Annotated in this window: 14 protein-coding genes; 6 read left to right on the top strand and 8 right to left on the bottom strand. The window is 64.7% G+C overall.

Features of this window, described 5'->3' with window-relative positions; all coding sequences use genetic code 11:
• Positions 1 to 121: 121 nt before the first annotated feature.
• Positions 122 to 664 (top strand): hypothetical protein, encoded by a 543-nt coding sequence (locus R3X27_RS04105; protein ID WP_317707561.1) that lies wholly within the window; start codon positions 122 to 124, stop codon positions 662 to 664.
• A gap of 165 nt (positions 665 to 829) precedes the next feature.
• Here the strand turns inward: R3X27_RS04105 and R3X27_RS04100 are convergent, their stop codons facing one another.
• From R3X27_RS04100 to R3X27_RS04080, 5 genes are all read right to left on the bottom strand, one after another.
• A complete protein-coding gene (locus R3X27_RS04100) occupies positions 830 to 1213 on the bottom strand; it encodes a VOC family protein (RefSeq protein WP_317707560.1) in 384 nt (127 codons plus the stop codon).
• A gap of 1 nt (position 1214) precedes the next feature.
• Positions 1215 to 2057 (bottom strand): arginyltransferase, encoded by an 843-nt coding sequence (locus R3X27_RS04095; protein ID WP_317707559.1) that lies wholly within the window; start codon positions 2055 to 2057, stop codon positions 1215 to 1217.
• Between the two features lie 82 nt (positions 2058 to 2139).
• On the bottom strand, positions 2140 to 2592 hold the full coding sequence (locus R3X27_RS04090; protein ID WP_317707558.1) for an RDD family protein: 453 nt from the start codon (positions 2590 to 2592) through the stop codon (positions 2140 to 2142).
• Between the two features lie 100 nt (positions 2593 to 2692).
• Entirely contained in the window at positions 2693 to 3121 is a 429-nt protein-coding gene (locus tag R3X27_RS04085) for a DUF2852 domain-containing protein (RefSeq protein WP_317707557.1), read from the bottom strand.
• Positions 3122 to 3366: 245 nt separating this feature from the next.
• Complete coding sequence (locus R3X27_RS04080) at positions 3367 to 3840, bottom strand: YbaK/EbsC family protein (protein WP_317707556.1); 474 nt, start codon at positions 3838 to 3840, stop codon at positions 3367 to 3369.
• A 98-nt stretch (positions 3841 to 3938) separates the two neighbouring features.
• On the opposite strand from R3X27_RS04080, the gene R3X27_RS04075 reads away from it, so the two are divergent.
• The 4 genes from R3X27_RS04075 to R3X27_RS04060 all read left to right on the top strand — a co-directional run bounded on the left by R3X27_RS04075 (position 3939) and on the right by R3X27_RS04060 (position 15211).
• Entirely contained in the window at positions 3939 to 6740 is a 2802-nt protein-coding gene (locus tag R3X27_RS04075; RefSeq protein WP_317707555.1) for a glutamine-synthetase adenylyltransferase, read from the top strand.
• On the top strand, positions 6737 to 7009 hold the full coding sequence (locus R3X27_RS04070) for a hypothetical protein (RefSeq protein WP_317707554.1): 273 nt from the start codon (positions 6737 to 6739) through the stop codon (positions 7007 to 7009). The genes R3X27_RS04075 and R3X27_RS04070 overlap by 4 nt, the downstream gene beginning before the upstream one ends.
• A 457-nt stretch (positions 7010 to 7466) precedes the next feature.
• Complete coding sequence (locus tag R3X27_RS04065; protein WP_317707553.1) at positions 7467 to 12455, top strand: 2-oxoacid:acceptor oxidoreductase family protein; 4989 nt, start codon at positions 7467 to 7469, stop codon at positions 12453 to 12455.
• A complete protein-coding gene (locus R3X27_RS04060; RefSeq protein WP_317707552.1) occupies positions 12452 to 15211 on the top strand; it encodes a sulfide/dihydroorotate dehydrogenase-like FAD/NAD-binding protein in 2760 nt (919 codons plus the stop codon). Before R3X27_RS04065 ends, R3X27_RS04060 begins: the two co-directional genes overlap by 4 nt.
• A gap of 283 nt (positions 15212 to 15494) precedes the next feature.
• Here R3X27_RS04060 and R3X27_RS04055 read toward each other — a convergent pair whose 3' ends face one another.
• Both R3X27_RS04055 and R3X27_RS04050 read right to left on the bottom strand, forming a co-directional pair.
• Complete coding sequence (locus tag R3X27_RS04055) at positions 15495 to 16178, bottom strand: response regulator (protein ID WP_317707551.1); 684 nt, start codon at positions 16176 to 16178, stop codon at positions 15495 to 15497.
• On the bottom strand, positions 16165 to 17625 hold the full coding sequence (locus R3X27_RS04050) for an ATP-binding protein (protein WP_317707550.1): 1461 nt from the start codon (positions 17623 to 17625) through the stop codon (positions 16165 to 16167). Before R3X27_RS04050 ends, R3X27_RS04055 begins: the two co-directional genes overlap by 14 nt.
• A 520-nt stretch (positions 17626 to 18145) precedes the next feature.
• Here R3X27_RS04050 and R3X27_RS04045 point away from each other — a divergent pair.
• On the top strand, positions 18146 to 18442 hold the full coding sequence (locus R3X27_RS04045; protein WP_317707549.1) for a hypothetical protein: 297 nt from the start codon (positions 18146 to 18148) through the stop codon (positions 18440 to 18442).
• 119 nt (positions 18443 to 18561) lie between these two features.
• On the opposite strand, the gene R3X27_RS04040 is transcribed toward R3X27_RS04045, so the two are convergent.
• Positions 18562 to 20040, bottom strand: a complete 1479-nt coding sequence (locus R3X27_RS04040; RefSeq protein WP_317707548.1) for a mannitol dehydrogenase family protein — start codon at positions 20038 to 20040, stop codon at positions 18562 to 18564.
• Positions 20041 to 20222: the final 182 nt, after the last annotated feature.

Below are 20222 nucleotides of genomic sequence, written 5' to 3'. Positions count from 1 at the left end.
AACCGGGCGGCCCTTGGGCCGCCCGCGTGATTTTGGCGCCGGAACATGTTATCCTGAGCGGGTTTTCAGAACCTGTCCGAAACCAAGGCGTGCCATATTTCGGCATGCGCCGGAGGAAATCATGTCCCTTTTTCGCATTCTTCTCGCCAACCCATATGCCTTTCAGCAGAACTGGCAGGAGCAGGTCGAGGACGTCAAACGCATGTTCGATCCGATCCTCGAATTCAGCAGCAAATTCAGCCGGATCCGCGTTCGGTCCGAATATGTGGAGCCTGCGGCATTCGACTGCGATCTTTGCATCTATATCGTGCCGGATGCCGATCGCTCGGTGGTTGGCGCGCATTTCGCCGGCTATGAGCCGAGCGAGCTGGCCGGCTCTGATGGCGCGACTGAGGGCAAGATGGTCGATGGGCGGCTTGTCGTCGGTTCAGAGGTATTCCTGACCAACCTGAAGACCGTGCACCAGCGGTCGCTGATCATTTATCACGAGGCGATGCACAACGTGCTGCGCAAGAACAACGCGCAGTTGCACAAACATGGTGGGTTGGCCGGCGGCGAGATCAATGAGGATACCGAACGCAAGGCGGCCAATGACAAGAAGATGGGCCAGGCTATCGGCAATATGGCAGCGCAATGGGAAGGCGGTTTTTCTGCCGCGACCTGAGAGACAAGTCGTGCGGTAGAGCGAAGGAGGGCGCGGAAACAGGGTGAGGCTGCCGCGTCAGGACCGTCCCGGGGACAGGCGTTTGCCCGGTTCCCTGTGCGCATGGCCGACGGCCGCCCCCCTGCATGTCGGGCATGAAACGAGGCGCGTAGAGAGAGGCAGCCCCTAGCCCTTCGGCTCGATCAGGTCCCAGCTATTGCCGAACGGATCCTCCCAGACCGCCACAATGCCATAGGGCTCGTGGCGCGGATCTTCGCGGAAGCGGACCCCGGCGGCGCGCATGGCGGCGTGGTCGCTGGCGAAATCATCCGTGCTGAGAAAGAACGCGACCCGACCGCCCGTCTGGTTTCCGATGGCAGCCTTCTGCGCGGCCCCTTCGGCGCGCCCCAGCACGAAACGGCACTGGCTCCCTTCCGGCGCGATGGTGACCCAGCGTTTGCTGCCCTGGGGGATGTCTTCCAGCAAGGCCCAGCCGAGCTTGCCACAATAGAAGGCGATGGCCGCGTCGTAATCTGGCACGACAAGAGTGACGGCGGACAGGAATTGCATGTCAGCCGCCGGTCGGGCGGGTGTCCGGCAGGGTGATACGGGCGACCTGCTCGGCGATCGGGTCGACCGAGAGCGGGTGGGTCTCGCTGTCATGCGCGGTCGGATCGCCGATGGGTTGCCACTGACCGCCCTTGAAGATCTCCAGCGCGTCGAAGCTGGCCTTGTAGCCCATCTTGCGGCTGCCCGGGACCCAGTAGCCGAGATAGACATAAGGCAGCCCGGCAGCGCGGGCGATCTCCACATGGTCGAGAATGATATGGGTGCCGGGCGAGCGCTTCGTCAGCGTCGGTTCATAGAAGCTGTAGACCATGCTCAGCCCGTCATCGAGCACATCCGTCAGGCAGACCGCGGCGAGATCGCTGTCGGGACCGTCGCATTGCTCCAGCCCTTTCTCGCGATATTCGACCATCCGGGTGCGGATCGGAGTCTCTTCGATCATCGCGGCGAATTCGAACACGTCCATGTCGGCCATGCCGCCATCGGCGTGACGACTGTCGAGATAGCGGCGGAAGAGGGTGTATTGCTCGTCTGTCGCCCAGGGCGAGGTCGCCTCGCGGCGCAACGCGCTGTTGCGTTTGAGCACGCGGCGCTGGTTGCGCGACGGGGTGAAGTCATCGACCCGGATTCGCGCCGAGAGGCAGGCGGTGCAATCGGCGCAGGAGGGCCGGTAGAGCACGTTCTGCGAGCGCCGGAAGCCTTGCTTGGAGAGCGTGTCGTTGAGCACCTCCGCATGTTCGCCCTGCAGCGCGGTGAACAGCTTCCGCTCCATGCGCCCTTCGAGATAGGGGCAGGGTTGCGGCGCCGTCACGTAGAACTGAGGGGCGAGGGGGAGGGTGTGCCGCATTCTCGGTTGCTTGTCGCGAAATGGTTTATGAAACGGTAACAGGGGTTGGAAGCGTCGCCAACCCCCCTTGCCGAGCGCGCGGTTATCGGCCGCGATTTACCGCTGCTGTGCCGAGGGCGAAGTCATGGATGCCTTGCGCGCGGGCGGTTGTCAGCATCAGGCCCATCGAGACGATCTGCGGCAGCAGGAAGGAAAAACAGACCGAGTAGATCAGCGTGTGCATGAAGGCTTCGGGCAGGCTCAGCTTCTCGCCGCGCCAGTTGCGCAATTCGATGGACATCAGCCGCATGCCGAACGTCGCCGAACCGCCAGCGATGGAGAAGGTCCGGTAGACAAAGCTTACGAAGAGCCAGAGCAGCGGGTAGAAGAGGATCCCGATGAAGGCCGTTCCAAGCAGGACCGGCAGGGTCAGCAGGGCGATGATCACGGCATCAATGACCCAGGCGATGGCGCGTTTGACCGGGATATCGGCATAATAGGCGCCCTCGCGGTCGGGGTCGGGCAGGCCGGAATAGGGTTCGCTCATATAGCTCATCTGTGAATTGTTCTCCGAATTTGCAACGGCGCGCGGCTTCGGGGAAAGCCGCGCGCCTTTGTGGGAGCGCCCGTCGGGCAGGCGCCCCGGGGGGGAAGGGTCAGGCCGGTTGGGCCTCTTCGGTGCCGTCGTCACCGGTGCGGGCGGCACGGGCACGGTCATCCATGAAGCTGTCGAACTCGGCCTTGTCCTTGGCCTCGCGCAGCCGTTGCAGGAAGGCTTCAAAAGCGCCCTGCTCCTCTTCGAGGCGCCGCAGGGTCTCTTCCTTATAGGCGTCGAAGGCGGAATTGCCGCTGGATTTCATGGCGGCACGGTAGTTGCGGTGATGCGCCCGGCGGGCGCTGCGGCAGGAACCGTTGAACATGCGTTTGCTCCAGATCATGTAGGCAAGAAGGGCGAGGCCGACAGGCCAGAAAAAGATGAAGCCGAGGATCATCGCGGCGATCCAGGCCCCTTTGCCGCGGTCGTCGAGCCAGCCTTCGGCCCGGGCAAACCAGGACGGGTTGGTGACGTGGGTAACGGTTGTCATTGGTCTCTCCTCGTTTCGATTGATGTGAATGCCTTTCACATTATGAAAGATGGGGGGGCTGGCGGGTTGGGTCAATAGGTGATGTGAAAAGAGTTTACATTTTTTTGGATGAGCCTGTCTGGCGGGTTATTCGGACGGGAGGAGCGTTCCCGGCCGACGCACACAGCGAAACCTCAGCCGTGTTCCGTGCCGGTCAAAACTCGGTTCAGTGTCCGTTGGCCGTCCGAAGCCGGTTCCAGCCCCGGTCAGTCCTCGACAAACCCGGCCGCCTCTGCGCCACAGAGCACACGCAGATCGTCCGGGGTGATGCCAAAGACATGTCGCGGGGTGCCGGCCGCCGCCCAGACCGTCTCAAAGGCGGATAAGCGCGGGTCGAAATAGGCCTGGATCGGGGTCTTGTGCCCGACCGGCGAAACGCCGCCAATGGCAAACCCGGTGACCGCGCGAATGCGGGCGCCGGAGGCGGGGTGGGTCGGCTCGCCGAGGATCCCGGCGATGCGCGCGGTCGAGACACGGTTTCCCCCGGCGGTGACGAAGAGCGTCAGGCGGCCGCTCTCCTCCCCCTCGACGACGATGGATTTGGCGATCTGGTCAAGCGTGCAGCCAATGGCGTCGGCCGCGTCGCGCGCGGTTCGTGTGCTGTCTGGCATCTCGCGCAGCTCATGGGAAAACCCGGAGGCCTCCAGCGCCGCGCGGACCCGTTTCAGGCTCTTGCTCATGTCGACACTCCCTTTCGGCGGCGGATGCCGACCGCTGCGGCGTCACCGCGCTACCGTCTCTCATTGACCCGCGCGCTCCGCCTTGCCATCAAACCCACATGAGTTTTGCCGCCCGTATCACCCGCACACCCATCCCGTTCAACCCCGAAGCCGGGGCCGATGCGCAATCTCTCTTCGCCAGCTTGCCGCCGGAGACGCGCGCGGTCCTTGAAGGGGCTGCCGGGTGCTCGAGCTATCTGCGCTCGTTGATGACGCGGGAAACGGACTGGCTGGCCGAGGCGCTCAGTCGCGACCCGTCGGAGGTTCTGCCGGCAGAATATGAACGGCTGCGACCGATGTCGCAGGGCGAGCTGAAATCCGGCTTGCGGCGGGCGAAGGGGCGCGTGGCGCTCTTTGCCGGGCTGGCGGATCTCGCCGGTGTCTGGTCGCTGGAGCAGGTGACCGGCGCATTGACGGATTTCGCCGACCTCTCGGTCGATCTGGCGATGAAGGCGGTGCTGGCGCGCGAGTTCGAGCGCGGCAAGTTTCCCGGCCAGACGCTGGACGATCTGCCGGAGGCGGGGGGCATGGTGGCGCTGGCCATGGGCAAGATGGGCGCGCATGAGCTGAACTATTCCTCCGATATCGACCTGATCATGCTCTTTGACGAGAGCCGCTACGAGGAAGCCGACTTTCTCGACGCGCGCGCGGGCTTCATCAAGGCCACGCGGCGGATGACGGCGCTGCTGAGCGAGATCACCGGCGAGGGTTATGTCTGGCGCACCGACCTGCGGCTGCGCCCGGACCCTTCGGTCACGCCGGTCTGCCTCGCGATGGAGGCGGCCGAGCGCTATTATGAGAGTGTCGGGCGGACCTGGGAGCGCGCGGCGCATATCAAGGCACGTCCCTGTGGCGGCGACCTTGCCGCCGGGAATGCCTATCTGGAGCGGCTGCGGCCTTTCATCTGGCGCCGCCATCTCGACTTCGCTGCCATCCAGGACGCGCATGACATGCGGCTGAAAATCAAGGAGCACAAGGGGCTGCACGAGACCGGCAGCCTCGACGGGCGCGATCTCAAGCTCGGCCCGGGCGGCATCCGGGAGATCGAGTTCTTCACCCAGACACGGCAGATCATCGCCGGCGGGCGCGACCCCTCCCTGCGTCTTCGCGAGACCGTCCCGGCACTGGCGCAACTGGCCGAAAAGGGCTGGATCCCGGACCGGCTCGCGGCGAGCTTCACCGAGCATTACCGTTTCCTGCGCGAGATCGAACACCGGGTGCAGATGGTCGCCGATGCCCGCACACATGCGCTGCCCTCGACCGAGGAAGGCTTCGATCTCATCGCGCGCATGTGCGGGCAGGGCGATACGGCGGCGTTCAAGGAAGAGATCGCCGCGCGGCTCTCGGATGTGCGCGAAACGGCGGAGGGGTTCTTCGCCCCCGGAGTCGCGGGGGCCGAAGAGGTTGTGATCGCCGATGAACCGGAGATCGTCGCGCGTTGGCGGCTCTACCCGGCGATGCGCTCCACCCGCGCGCAGGAGATCTTCGAACGGCTCAAGCCGGACCTGCTGGCGCGCCTGCATGCCGCCCCGAAACCGGAGGAAGCGCTCTCGGCCTTTGACGGTTTCCTCCAGGGGCTTCCGGCCGGGGTCCAGCTTTTCTCCATGTTTGAAGCGAACCCGCATCTGCGGGCGCTCATTGTCGATATCGCCTCCACGGCACCGGCGTTGGCGAGTTATCTCTCGCGCAATTCCCGGGTGCTGGACGCGGTGATCGGCGGCACCTTTTTCGAGCCCTGGCCGGGCCGGACGGCGCTGACGCTGGAGCTGGGGCAGCTTCTGTCGGAGACCGAGGATTACGAGACCCAGCTCGACGTGACCCGGCGCTGGCGCAAGGAATGGCATTTCCGGGTCGGCGTGCACCTGCTGCGCGGCATCGTCGATTCCGCCGAGGCGGGACGGCAATATGCGGATCTGGCGGAAGCCGTACTGGCGGCGATGCTGCCAGTGGTCTCCTACGAGTTCGCCCGCAAGCATGGCACACCGCCGGGACGCGGCGGTGTTGCTGTTGGAATGGGCTCGCTCGGGGCGGGATGGATCAATTCACGCTCCGATCTCGACCTGATCATGATCTATGATGCCGGCGATGCCGAAGCCTCGGACGGCCCGCGCCCGCTGCCCGTCGCGACCTACTACGCGCGGCTGACCAAGGCCATGCTCACCGCGATCACGGTGCCGACTTCGGAGGGACGTCTCTATGAGGTCGATATGCGGCTGCGGCCCTCGGGCAAGCAGGGGCCAGTGGCAACCTCGCTCGCCGCTTTCGACAGCTATCAGAAGGGGGAGGCCTGGACCTGGGAGCATCTCGCGCTGACCCGGTCGCGGCCCGTGGCCGGTAGCCTCGCGCTGCGAGAGGATATCGAAGCGGTGCGGCTGTCAGTGCTGGCACAGCCGCGCGATGGGGCCAAAGTGCTCGAAGATGTGCGCGACATGCGGCGGCGGCTGGCGGAAGCCAAGGGGCAGCAAGGGGTGCTGGATGTGAAACGCGGACCGGGCGGGATGCAGGATGTCGAACTGGTCGGGCAGGCGGGCGCGCTGCTGACCGGGGCCCATGCGCGCCGGACGGCGCCACAACTGGCGGGGAGTGCGCGTCGGGGCTGGCTGAGCAAGGCGGAAGCCGAACAGCTCACCGCGACCTACCGTCTGGCGCGGGCGGTGCAGAGCGTTGGCAAGCTGCTGGTGGATGGCCCGCTCGATCCGGAGACGCTGGGGCAGGGCGCGCGGGAAGTGCTCGCCCGGGAGACCGGTTTCGAGGATCTGGAGAGCCTGATTGCGGCGTTGCAGGCGCGCCGCTCCGCGGCTGCGGAGGTCATCGATGCGGCGCTGGACCGTCCGGTCGATGCCGGGGAGGGCGGGGCATGAAAGGCGACAGGTTGGACCCCAAGGCGCTGATCCGCGAAGCCTATCGCATCGAGGGGATTACCGAGCCGGAATGCCGCTCGATCTTCATGGATTGGGCGTTGTCCCTGCCGGAGGGAATGGAGGCGGCGGAGGCGCTGCCAGCGCTGGTCGCGCGCCATGCCGAAGCCGCGCCGGACCACCCGATGAGTGGTGTGCTGCGCGAAGGGCTGGCCGAGGGCGCAGGACCGCGCCGGCGGGGCGGTTGGAGGGGGCGTCGCGGACGCGCCTGAGGTGGTCTTGGGGCTGTGCGGACGCCATCGCGTCGAGAGGCGAAACCTGCCTCGAAATCGGGCAAAACGGCGATATTCCAGCCCGAGTCGCGGCAAATCCATGAATGCAACCGCAGCGTAACTATCTTGCCGGTTTCGTCGGCGATCTTTAGCTATGCATCTTTTGCGATCCGCCATGCTCTGAGCGCATGGCGGAAATTCCACCCGGGCAGGACTCGCCGAAGTCAGGGCAGGACTCCTTACCAATTTTTACATGTTGGGCCGAATGGCTCGGGTTAGCGGTCACAACGCGAAGGTGCGGCATCAAAAAGGCCGTTTCGGTCCTTAATCCATGATAGGGTGCCTTGGGCAGACCTGCGCGCGCGGCGTGTTTGCGGAAGATCCCGTGTCCGAAGGTGACATGTATCGTCCGACCAAAAACACATAGAATCGACCCGAAAGAAAAACGGTGAGCAAGATGAAAGATACTCTAGCCAAGACACCGGAGTTCCCCGGTGTACCCAGCGTAATCCACGGCAACGGCGCCATCGCCCAGGTGATGGGGCAGGTTTGCGGCGGGGTCATCGGTTACCCGATCACGCCCTCGACCGAGATTGCCGAGATCTACGAGGCGTTCCGCGCCGGGGGTGGGCAAAATATCTGGAACAGGCATCCGTTCTTCTTCGAACCCGAGGGCGAGCATTCGGCCCAGTCCGGCGCGCTTGGCGCCGCGCTCACAGGCGGTCAATATATCTCCAACGCCTCCTCCTCGCAGGGCATCCTCTACGGCATCGAAAGCCATTACGTGACCGTCGGCAAGAAAGTCGGCGGTTTCGTCATGCAGGTCGCCGCGCGCTCCGTCTCCCGCCACTCGCTCAACGTGATGGCCGGGCATGACGATGTCTACGCGCTGCTGCCCTCCGGCTACACCATCCTCTTCGGCTCCAACCCGCAGGAAGCGGCCGATCTCGCGGCGATCTCCTACAAGGTCTCCTCGATGTCGATGATCCCCGTCGCCAACGCGATGGACGGCTTCGTCACCTCGCACATGATGAGCGAATGCATGATGCCGGAAGATGCGCTGCTCGAGCGCTTCGTCGGCGACCCGAACGGGCGGATTCCGTGTCCGACCGTGGCCCAGGAAATGCTCTTCGGCGCCAAGGGCCGGGTCTTCCATCTCAAGCGCTATCTCGGCCGCCACAGCGCCGATCTCGTGCAATCCGACTATGTCGCGCTCATCGACTATCTCGACGCCAATGCCGAGGCGGTGGAAATCGACAATGCCGGCGATCTGGTCGGCGAAACGCTCGCCCATCTGCCCGAGGAACTGCACGCACAATGGCGCCGCCAATGGCTCGGCGCGCATGAGAAGGGGACGCGGCAGCGCGTTCCGGCGCAGGTCGACGTTCACAACCCCGGTCTCACCGGCGGGGTGCAGAACCAGCCCGACTACCAGGCCGGCGCCGTCGACCACCGCACCCATTTCGTCCGCGACGTGCCGCGCTTCGTCCGCGAAGCGATGGCCGAATACAGCGAGCTGACGGGCCGCGAATACTCCACCGTCAAGACCTTCGAATGCGACGACGCGGAGACCGTGCTTGTCGGGCTCGGCTCGGTCACCGATGACGCCGAGGCGATTGCCTCCTACCTGCGCCGCCAGGGCCGCAAGGTCGGCGTTGTGTCGGTCAAGATGCTCCAGCCCTTCCCGGAGGCCGAGATCGTCGAGGCGCTCAAGGGCAAGCGGGCGGTCACCATTCTCGAACGCTCCGACGTCACCGCGCTGACCGGTCTCGTCAATCAGGCGCTGGTCAAGGCGGTTGAGAACGCCGCCGAGCTGCGCTACCCGGACATCCCGGCGCTGACGGAGCTGCCCAAGCTGACCACCGCGATCTTCGGCCTCGGCGCGCATGACCTGCAGCCGCGGCACCTGATCGCCGCCTATGACAACATGGACGAGCGCTGCGAACCCTTCGTCTTCCTCGGCTCGCAATTCTTCTCCAAGACCCCGAGCCCGCAGCTTGCCGAGCTTCAGGACCGCCTCCGCGCGGCCTATCCCGAAACCGAGCTTATGGCGCTGGAAACCAAGCCCAACCCGCGCCTGCTGCCCGATGGCGGCCTGCGCATCCGGTTCCACTCGGTTGGCGGCTACGGCACCATCGCGACCGGCAAGCTCTTGACGGATATCCTCGCCAACGCCTTGCAGCTTCATTCCAAGGCCGCGCCGAAATACGGCTCCGAGAAATCGGGCGCCCCGACGAATTACTACATCACGCTCAGCCCCGAACAGGTGAAAATCACCAACGCGGACCTGGAAGATGTGGAAGTGGTGGTCTCTCCGGACCACAAGGTCTTTGCGCATTCCAATCCGTTGCGCGGATTGGTCGAGGGAGGCACTTTCGTTCTCCAATCGCAGCTCTCGCCGTTGGAGGTTTGGAACGAACTCCCCTCCACGATGCGCAAATTTATTGTCGACAAGAAGATCCGTTTCTTCGTGCTCGACGGGTTCTCCATTGCCAAGAAACACGCGCCGCGTCCCGAGCTGGAAACGCGGATGATGGGCATCGCCTTTATCGGCGCCATCTGCGGCAATGTTGAACGCATCACCGAAGGCGCGGATGCCGAGGCGGTGATGGAGAAGATCCGGACCCAGATCGCCAAGAAGTTCGGCGGCAAGGGTCAGGCGGTTGTCGATGGCAACATGGCGGTGATCCGCGATGGCGCCGAGGCGACGGTGCGGGTCGACTATTCCGCGCCCGACTTCGCCGCGGTGACCGAACAGGCCGATATCGCGCCGCAATTCTCCTCCGCAATTTCCGGCTCCATGTGCCGGATCGCGCAGGATGCCTCGCCCACCGGCCTGTTTGACGCCGAGTATTTCGAGGAAACCGTTGGCCGCCCGACCCGCGAGGGCACGGTTGGTGAAGCACCTGTTCTGCCCGGTGTCGGCATGTTCATGCCCTCCGGTACGGCGGCGGCGCGCGACAAGGGGCTCTTCCGGCGCGATGTGCCAGTGCTGGATCCGGAGCTTTGCACGGGCTGTCTCGAATGCACCATGGTCTGCCCCGATGCCGCCATCCCGGCCACAGTTGTCGATATTGACGACCTGCTGAAGACGGCGCTCAAGGAGATCGAGATGCCGGCGGCCGCCGCCGAGACGGTGCGCGATCATATCCGCGATATCGGCGCCAATGTCCGCGCCGCCTATCTCGCCACCAAGGAGCCGAAGGGCTTCGGCCAGCTGGTCGCCGAGGTGGTGGACTCCATCGAGGCCGAGAGCGCGGTCGTGAAGCGCAACCTCAAGCTGATGGCGGAAGGCGCGGCCCTGCTGCCGGTCTCTCGCACGCGGCCCTTCTTCGACGCGATGGAAGCGGAACGGGGCGGCTCAGGCGGTCTCTTCTCCGTGGTCGTGGACCCGTGGAAATGCTCCGGTTGCCTCGAATGCATCGATGTCTGCGGCCCGGCGGCGCTGAAGGAGGCGGAGCAGGATGAGCCGCTTCTGGAGAAGCTGCAGGCCGAGTTCGAGTTCCTCTCCAAGACCCCGAACACGCCGGCGCGCTTCATCGAGCACGCTTTCGATCCGGGCGGCGACATCAAGCGCATGATGCTGGACCGCGACACCTATTACGCCACGACCGGCGGGCATGGTGCTTGCCGCGGCTGCGGCGAGGTGACGGCCCTGCGCCAGGTGGTTTCGGCCACCCATGCGATTCATGACCGCAAGCTCAAGGCGCATGTGCATGAGCTGGAGGACCTGATCGCCGAGTTGGAAGCAAAGCTTCCGCAGGTCGGGGATGACGCGGCCCGCACGGCCCGCATCACCGAGGCGGTGTCGGTGCTCAACAAGCGGCTCTTCCTGATGGAAGGCGGCCCGACCGGCAATGGCCCGGCGGCGATGGTCGTGGCGAACGCCACCGGCTGTTCCTCGGTCTATGCCTCCACCTTCCCCTACAACCCCTACCAGGACCCCTGGGTGAACTCGCTCTTCCAGGACGGCCCGGCGCTTTCCAAGGGGATCTTCGAAGGGATCACGGCCTCCGCCAATGTCGACTTCAAGGCGATGCGGGTGGCCAAGCTCGAGCTGGCGGATGCCTATGACACCGCCGATGACGCCTTCCTGCGCAAGTTCGAATGGCAGGATTACAACCCGGCCGAACGGGCGCTGCTGCCGACGGTGATCAACATCTCCGGCGACGGCGCGGCCTATGATATCGGCTTTGGCGCGCTCTCGCGGCTGCTGGCGTCCAACACGCCCGTGAAGGTGATGGTGCTCAACTCGGGCGTCTATTCCAACACCGGCGGGCAGGCCTCCACGGCCTCGCTCTCGGGGCAGGACAGCGACCTTTCCCGCTTCGGACCTGCCAGCCAGGGCAAGCAGGAAGACCGCAAGGAACTCGGCATGATCGCCGCCTTCCACCCGGAAGTCTTCGTGGTGCAATCGGCAGCGGCGATGCCGGGGCACTTCCTCAAGAGCCTGATGGGCTACCTTCAGCACAGCTCCAGCCCGGCCCTGCTCGATGTCTACACGCCCTGTCAGGCCGAGCATGGCATCGCCGACGCAGCCGCCTCGCAGCGCGCCAAGCTCGCCGTAGAGGCCCGCGTCTCCCCGCTCTTCGTGCATGACCCGAAGGCCGGTGAGACCATCGAGGAGCGCTTCTCGCTCGACGGCAACCCGGCGGTGGACAAGGACTGGACCACCTTCACCCTCGAATATATCGAGGATGGCAAGCTCCAGCTGAAGGACGTGCCGCTGACGCCAGCGCATTTCGCTTTCGACGAGACCCGCTTCAAGAAGCAGTTCCGTCCGCTGGCCGCCAATGCCAACGGGGTTCCGGTCGAGCTGTTCATCGACATGACCCCGGCCGAACGCGCCGATAAAGTGCCTTACGTGCTGGTCACTGATGCCGACAAGCGCCTCGTCAAGCTGGAGGTGGGCAACACGGTGGTGCATCTGGTCGAGGAACGGCGGCGGTCCTGGCGGACGCTGCAACACCTCGCCGGGCAGGTGGTCGACAAGCTCGACGCCGCGCATCACGCCGAGATCGACGCATTGCAGCAGCAATACGAAGAGGCGGTCGAGGCGCGCGAGGCGACGATGGACTCCATCGCCACCGGCATGAGCGAGCTGGCAGCAGCCTCCGGCGCCCCGGCGGCGGTCGGTCTGACCGGCGGTCTGGCGCCTGTTGCGGGGGCTACGGCACCTGCGGCGGCACCGGCACCGGCAGCGGCAGGCAATGGTGGTGCACTTCCGCATATCGCGGAAGAGGACATCCCGCTCTGTTCGGACTGCAAGACCTGCTACCAGGAGATCCCGGAGCTCTTCGAGCTGACCAAGATCGTCGTGGACGGGGAGGCCAAGTCGGTCGCCCGCACCATCCCCGGCGCGCTTGAGAGCCTCGAGATCACCGACGAGCTTCGGGCGCGGGTCGCCAAGGTGGCCGCAAACTGCGACTCGGAGATCATCAAATGAACGTAGAGGCTTCAACCACACAGGACGATCTGTTCCAGCAACAGATCGAAGTCCTGAAGAAGCACCTGATGGCGGATCCACGCTCGCTCAGGAACATCTTCGTCGCCGACGGAACCCAGGCCATGGCCTGGGAATTCCAGCAGCCTGAGATTTCCGGCAAGTTCATCGGTGTGCTCTGGAACCTGCTGCTCAAGGAGGACGATATGTCCACCACGCTGCAGCGTTTCCTCTGGGACCTGCCGCTCAAGTACAAGCGCAAGTTCGTCAAGGCGCTCGATACCCATCTCTCGGGCCGCTACCCGATGTTCGACGGGCTCTCCAAGGGCTGGCCGGCGGAAAGCTTCATCCCGCCCTATGTCCGCCCGCCCGAAGATCGCGCGGAGGATTTCGAGCTGGTGAACACCGGCTATCTCGGCTACCGCGCGCTCGGCTATTCCCTGCGCGAGGTGGATTTGTTCGTCTGGCTGGAGGTCATGCGCGACAAGCAATGCGATGACCGGCCTTGCGAACTTGGCGTGCTCAAGGAGCGCATCGCCAACCGCGCCGAGACCAAGATCGGCGGGTGTCCGGTCAAGATCCACATCCCCGAGATGCTGGACCTGATGGGCAAGGGCAAGATCAAGCAGGCGTTGCAACTGATCGAAAGCGCCAACCCGCTACCGAACGTCACGGGCCGGGTCTGTCCGCAGGAGAACCAGTGCCAGGGGGTGTGCAAGCACACCAAGCGGCCGATCGAGATCGGGCAGCTGGAATGGTACCTGCCCGAGCATGAGAAACTCGCCGACGAGGATCGGCTGGAGCGCTTCAAGGGTATCGTCAGCCCCTGGGAACGCGCCGAGAAGCCGCCCGTGGCCATCGTGGGCTCCGGCCCGTCCGGCCTGATCAACGCCTACCTTCTGGCGGTCGAGGGATATCCGGTCACCGTCTTCGAGGCCTTCCATGAGCTGGGCGGCGTTCTGCGCTACGGTATCCCGGAGTTCCGTCTGCCGAACACGCTGATCGATGACGTGGTGCAGAAGATCGACCTTCTGGGCGGCAAGTTCGTCAAGAATTTCGTGGTCGGCAAATCGGCGACGCTGGACGATCTCAAGGAAGCTGGCTTCTGGAAGATCTTCGTCGGCTCCGGCGCCGGCCTGCCGACCTTCATGAACGTTCCGGGCGAACACCTGAACGGGGTGATGTCGGCGAACGAGTTCCTGACCCGCGTCAACCTGATGCGCGGCCGCTCGCCGGAATTCGAGACCCCGCTTCCCGAGGTGAAAGACCGCCACATCCTGATCGTCGGCGGCGGCAACACGGCGATGGACGCCGCGCGCACCGCACGGCGGCTGGGTGGTAAGGTGACCATCGTTTACCGCCGCACCAAGGCAGAGATGCCGGCCCGTGTCGAAGAGCTGCATCACGCGCTGGAAGAGGGGATCGAGGTGGCCGAGCTGCGCGGCCCGACGGAATTCGTCGGCGACAGCCACACCCATTTCGTCACCCATGCCATCGTCGATGTGAACGAGCTGGGCGAGCCGGATGCCTCCGGGCGCCGGCGTCCGCAGGCCACTGGCGAGCAGATCACCATTCCGGCCGATCTGGTCATCATGGCGCTTGGCAACAAATCCAACCCGATCATCCCGGAGGCGGAGCCGGATCTGAAGCTCTCCAAATGGGGCACCATCGAGGTCGAGGAAGGCCAGGAGACCTCCATCAAGGATGTCTACACGGGCGGCGACGCGGCGCGTGGCGGTTCGACGGCGATCCTTGCGGCGGGCGACGGCCAGGCGGCTGCGCGCCAGATCGTCGGCGACATTCCCTTCGATGCCGACGAGATCAAGAAGCGCGTCGAAGGCGCCAAGGCCTATACCGATATGGGACAGGCGCGGCAGGTCATCACCGTGCATCGCGACGTGGCCGATGGCATCGTCGAGATGTCGGTCCATGCGCCGGTCGTGGCCAAGGCGGCGAAGGCCGGGCAGTTCGTCCGCGTGTTGGCCAGTGACGATGGCGAGCTGATCCCGCTGACGCTGGCCGATTGGGATGCCGATAAGGGCACGATCGACATCGTGATCCAGGGGCTCGGAACCTCTTCCAAGCTGATCAACCTGATGCAGGAAGGCGAGGCCTTCTCCGGCATTGCCGGCCCGCTCGGGCGGCCCAGCGATGTGCATGCCTACGGCGCGGACGAGACGGTTGTCTTCACCGCTGGCGGTGTTGGCCTTCCGGCGATCCTGCCGATTGCCAAGGCGCATCTGAAGAAGGGCAACCACGCCACTATGATCATCGGCTTCCGGTCCGCAGGGCACCTGTTCTGGACCGGCGAGGATGACCGGATGGGCAAACTGAAGGCCAAATATGGCGATCAGCTCGACATCATCTACTGCACCAATGACGGCACGTTCGGCACCGAGGGCTTCGTGACCGGTCCGCTGGGCGAGATGCTCAAGGACGGCAAGATGTCCAAGGGGCGCAAGCTGGCCGAGGTTATCTCCGTCGGTCCGCCGATGATGATGCGGGCGGTGAGCGACCTGACGCAGCCTTACGAGGTGCCGACGGTTGTCAGCCTGAACTCGATCATGGTCGATGCGACGGGCATGTGCGGTGCCTGCATGGTGCCGGTGCTGCGCGATGGCAAGCCAATGCGGATGCATGCCTGTATCGACGGGCCGGAATTCGACGCCCATACCGTCGAGTGGGACAAGTTCATGCCGCGCTTCAACCAGTTCAAGGCGCAGGAAGTGCGCAGCCTGGAAGAGCACGGGCTGGCCTGAGCCTGATCGCCGACGCGGAGTTTGGCCGGTGCGCAGAGATGCGCGCCGGCCTTGGTTTTTTGAGCTTGTTGCCGTGCCAGCGCCTGCCCGTCCCGGCAGGCTGGCGCTTTGTTATCGGCGCGCAACGGATAGAACTTCTTCGGACTTGGCTGGGTTTGAGGGCAGACATCGGACATCTCTGCGCCATCCCACGGGCAGGCGCCGGCATGGCTCCCGCTGCGCGCTGCGAAGGTCCGCTCAGGTCGCATGCATGGTTTCTGTCGCCCGGCGCGGCCCGATCCGTTCAGCTCTCGAACGCGTAACCCACGCCATAGACCGAACGGATCGGGTCCCAATCCCCGGTCACGGCTTTCATCTTCTGCCGGATGTTCTTGATATGGCTGTCGATTGTCCGGTCGATGACGGCGGCGTCATCCGGAAAGACCAGATCGAGCAGTTGCGCCCGCGAGAAGACCCGTCCCGGGCGTCGGTGCAGCGCCTCCAGTAGCTGGAACTCGCGCCGGGTCAGGTCCACGGGTTTGCCGCCAAGGCTGACCTTCCAGGTCTCGCTGTCGAGGTCGAGCCGGTGCGGATCAACCGTGTCAGACGTCTCACGAGGCAGGGAGCGCCGCAGGATCGCCCGCACCCGCGCCACCAATTCGCGCGGCGAGAAGGGTTTGCAGAGATAGTCGTCCGCCCCGAGCTCCAACCCGAGAAGACGATCGATCTCCTCGACCTTCGCCGTCTCCATGATGATGGGAACATCGCTCTTTGCCCGCACCTCGCGGCAGATCGTCAGCCCGTCCTTGCCCGGAAGCATCAGGTCGAGCACCACCAGCGCCGGCGCGACGTCCAGGATGCGCTTCACGGCATGTCGGCCCTCGGACAGGATCTCGACATCATATCCGGCCTGCTCGAGATATTGCTTCAGGATATCGGCCAGTGCGGCCTCGTCCTCCACGATCAGGATCTTGTCATTCACGTCCATTTTCCGGTCCTTCCAGCGGCAGCGCGATGCGAATGCGCAGCCCTCCAAGCGGTGAGAGATCGGCCGCTATTGTGCCGCCATGGGCATCGACCATGGCGTGGCAGATGGCAAGGCCGAGGCCGGAGCCGCCATGTGCCCGTGAACGCGACGCATCGGCGCGGTAGAACCGTTCGAAGAGTTGCGCCATCGATTCCTCCGGCGGGGCTGGCGGCGTGTCCTCGAAGGTCACGAGGGCGCGGCCATCCTCGATGCCTGCGCTCACGCGCAGCTCTCCCGGCGCCGTCGTGTAGCGCAGCGCATTTGAGAGCAGGTTGTCGAAGACCTGTCCGAGCCGTTCCGGGTCGCAGGTCAGCGGGATCGGCCCATCGATATCCTGTGACAGCCGCAGCCCGGCCTCTTCCATGCGCTGCGCGACCAGGGTCAGCCGGGTTTCGAGCAGCGCGGCAAGATCCGTCTGCCTGCGAACGGTGGTGATCCGCTGCTCCCGCGCGAAGGAAAGCGTCTTCAGATCGGCGACGAGCCGCGACAGCCGCATGATAGAATCATGCATCTCCTCCAGCGTCTTGTCGTCTGCCTGCCGAAGACCGTCCTGCATTGCCTCGATCTCGGCGCGCAACACGGCAAGCGGGGTCTGCAACTCATGCGACGTATCGGAGATGAGCTGCTGTGTCGCGTCGCGTGCGGCCTGCAACGAGGCAGCGAGGGAGTTGGTGTGGTCGATCAGCCGTCCCAACTCGTCGCGGCGGGTGTTTGGGATACGGGCTTCGAAATCGCCATCGGCCAAGGTGCGCGCGCCGGCTTCCAATGCGCGGATCGGGGCGAGCAGTTGGCGCGCCATAAGGATCGCGGCGAGCGCCGAGAGCGCCGTCGCGAAGAGCGCCGCGATGCCGAGAGTGACATACTGGCTGCGCAGGAAGACGAGGCCGACCATGGTTCGTGCCCCGCGCGGGGCGGTCAGCCCGACATAGCCGAGCACCGGCGCGTCCGGATCGGCGGCAGGGATCGGGCGGCGGGCGGAAAGCGGTTCCCGCGTGCCGGGGGCGATCAACTCCTCGCCATCCGGACCGAGCAGGAATGTCCGGTCGCCGAACTGGAACGGATCACCACCGGGGGGCGGCGGCTTGGGATGTCCCGGCGGCGCGGCAAGGAGCGCGGGCCTACGGGGAGGGCCTTTGTCGTCGGGGCCGGTCGTCTTTATGAGGATCTCGTGCCAGAGCAGGGTCTTGGCGACGAGATCCGGCCAGTTGGGGGCGTCGGGATCATGGCGGTCGGTCAGGGCAACCACGAGGTCGTCCAGCCGCGACAGCTCTGCCTGCAGCAAATAGCGGGAAAACCCGTCCCGCATCGACAGGGCGGTCAGGCCGACAAGGGTCGCGATGATCAGGACCGCGGCAAGGGCAAAGGCGACGAAAAATTGCGCCGCCAGGGAATGGCGGATGGATGTCATGGCGGCAGGTCTATCCACCTTTGTGAAGCCAGTATGAAGCCCCCGAAGAGGAATCCGCAGGTGTTTCATTCCTGCCGCAGGTGCGATCACGGGAATAGCTCCGATCAGTGTATTGAAAGAACAGGGAAAAGTGGATTTCTGTTTGTTTTTTCGCGGGATCAGAGCGTTTTTCGTATTCGCTTCCAACTGGCTCCACCTTCGAGCGCGAGATTGCCCCTTGAGGCGGTTGCCCAACGAGGCACCACGCGCAAATCGAGAAGGACCCGCAGCATGACCCCGAACCCCTGTCTGTCCGGCGATACCTGCCCCCGTGGTGCTGCCGTCGATCTATCTCCAGTCCCGGGCTGACACCCCGGATCGAAGGCTTTCCTCCGACCCTGTCGACGACCAATCCAATGTCCTTCCTGGACACGTGACATCGGAGGATCGTCCTGTCCGGCGCCACGGCGCCGTGCAGGACACCCAACCCGTTCGGAAAACCGGGCGGGAAAAACAGAACCGATTGATGCGGAGTTTCAACATGACCCGACTGACAAAAGACCTGCGCCAGATGATGCTGGCACGTGTGGTCGTCATCACTGTTCTCGCCACCTCTGTACTGGCGGCGGCCAGCATTGCCGATGCCCAGCAGCAAGGCGACCGCCCCGAGGGGCCTCCGCCCGAAGCCATCGAGGCCTGTGCGGGCAAGGCGGTGAATGACGCCTGTTCAATGACCATGCGCGGCAAGGGCGAGACCGTTTCAGGGCAGTGCACGGCCACGCCCGACAAGAAGATTGCCTGTTTGCCGGAGGGTGCACCGCTCCCGCCGAAATCCTGATCTGTCCCCGTAAACCACAGGATTGCCGGAACCGGCTCACTTGCCGGCCTGTCGACTTCCCCGACAGGCCGGCCTTTTTCCATGTCCCGATCCGGAGCGGCAGAGGCCTCAGGGCGCGTTCAGCTCAGCGCGCCATCGAGATAGGTTTTGAGTGTCGCTTCCGTTCCATTGACCCAGAGCGAATTGAGCGCACGGGCGAAGGCTTCCCGAAAGATCGGGGACTGGCCGACCTCGCCATAGATATCGCTCATCTCCAACCAGGCCTCGGGGCGGTTGCGCGCTTCCTTGGAGGTTTCGACCAGGCGGTCCCAGGCGGGATCGTTCTCGGGGATCTCTTCGTGCAGTTCCCCGGTTCCGAAGCAGTAGCGGCACCAGAGCGCGCTCGCCAACGCAAGGCCATCGACGGAGCGGCCCGCCGCGAGGCAGTCGGCGGCGGATGGGACGATGAATTTCGGTTGCCGGTTCGAGCCGTCATGGCAGAGCCGGGCCAGGGTGTCCTCGACGCGCGGGTTGGAAAAGCGCGCCTCGATCAGCTTGAAATACTCGGTGAGCGACGTGTCCGGCACCGGCGGCACGATCGGGATCACTTCCTCGGTCTCGACCTTCTCCAGGAAGCCGCGTACAAGCTCATGCGCCATGGCGTCATGGGCATAGGTCAGCCCCAGCAGAGCCCCCGCATAGGCGATCATCGCGTGGCCGCCATTGAGGATACGGATCTTCATATGCTCGTAAGGCGTGACGTCGGGGACGAACTGCACACCCACCTCTTCCAGCGCTGGCCGCCCGGCGGTGAACTTGTCCTCCAGCACCCATTGCCGGAAGGGCTCGCAGAAGACCGGCCGCGCATCCTCGATACCGAAGGTCTCGCGCAGATGGGTGACGCGGGCCTCGGTCGTGGCCGGGGTGATGCGGTCGACCATACCATTGGGGAAGGCGACATTTTCGCCGATCCAGGCGGCAAGTTCCGTATCCTGTCCGGCGGCGATGCCGAGGACGGCGGCGCGGCAGACATCGCCGTTATGAGGGACATTGTCACAGGACATGACCGTGAAGGGCACCTGACCGGCAGCCCGGCGCGCCCGCAGTCCGGCGACGATGGCGCCGAATATCGTGCCCGGCGCATCCGGGTTGGCGATATCGGCGAGGATCGCGGGGTGGTCGGGATTGAACCCGCCGGTCTCGGCGGAGACGAAATAGCCACCCTCCGTGACCGTCAGCGACACAATCCGGATTGCAGGATTTTCCATCGCCCGCAGGATCCCGGCATGGTTGGCGCTCACCGGTGCGAAGTCTGTCATCACGCCGATGATCCGCCCGGCATCGCCGGAAGCATCCTGTTCGAGCACCGTGTAGAGGCAGTCCTGCTCCTTCAGGCCCTCCCGCATCGTGGTGTCGGCCGGCATGACCCCGGCGCCGAGAATGCCCCAGTCCGGCGCGCCGCCCTTTGCCAGCAGATCGTCGAGATACACCGCCTGGTGGGCGCGGTGGAAATTCCCCAGACCGACATGGAGAATACCGGCGGTCACTTTCGAGCGGTCATAGGCGGGGCGTGCGATCTCCGGATGCAGATCACCAAGCGTGTCGGCGGAAAGTTTCATGGTTTCAGCTCATCCATTGGCCGCCTTCGACAGGCATTGCTCGGGGCGGCGATACAATCGGCCTCTGCGGAGGCTCTGTGCAATCTCCGCGCCGGCCCCGGGACCGACGCGGCAGGCTGTCTGGTCGGGCTCAGCCGATTGCCAATCCCTGTGCGTCGAACCTGTGGAGGTGTTCCTTCATC

The organism is Tropicimonas sp. TH_r6, from assembly GCF_033101155.1.
GTDB lineage: Bacteria > Pseudomonadota > Alphaproteobacteria > Rhodobacterales > Rhodobacteraceae > Tropicimonas.
The sequence above is the reverse complement of the archived record's forward strand: the minus strand, read 5'-3'. Positions and strand labels throughout refer to the sequence as shown.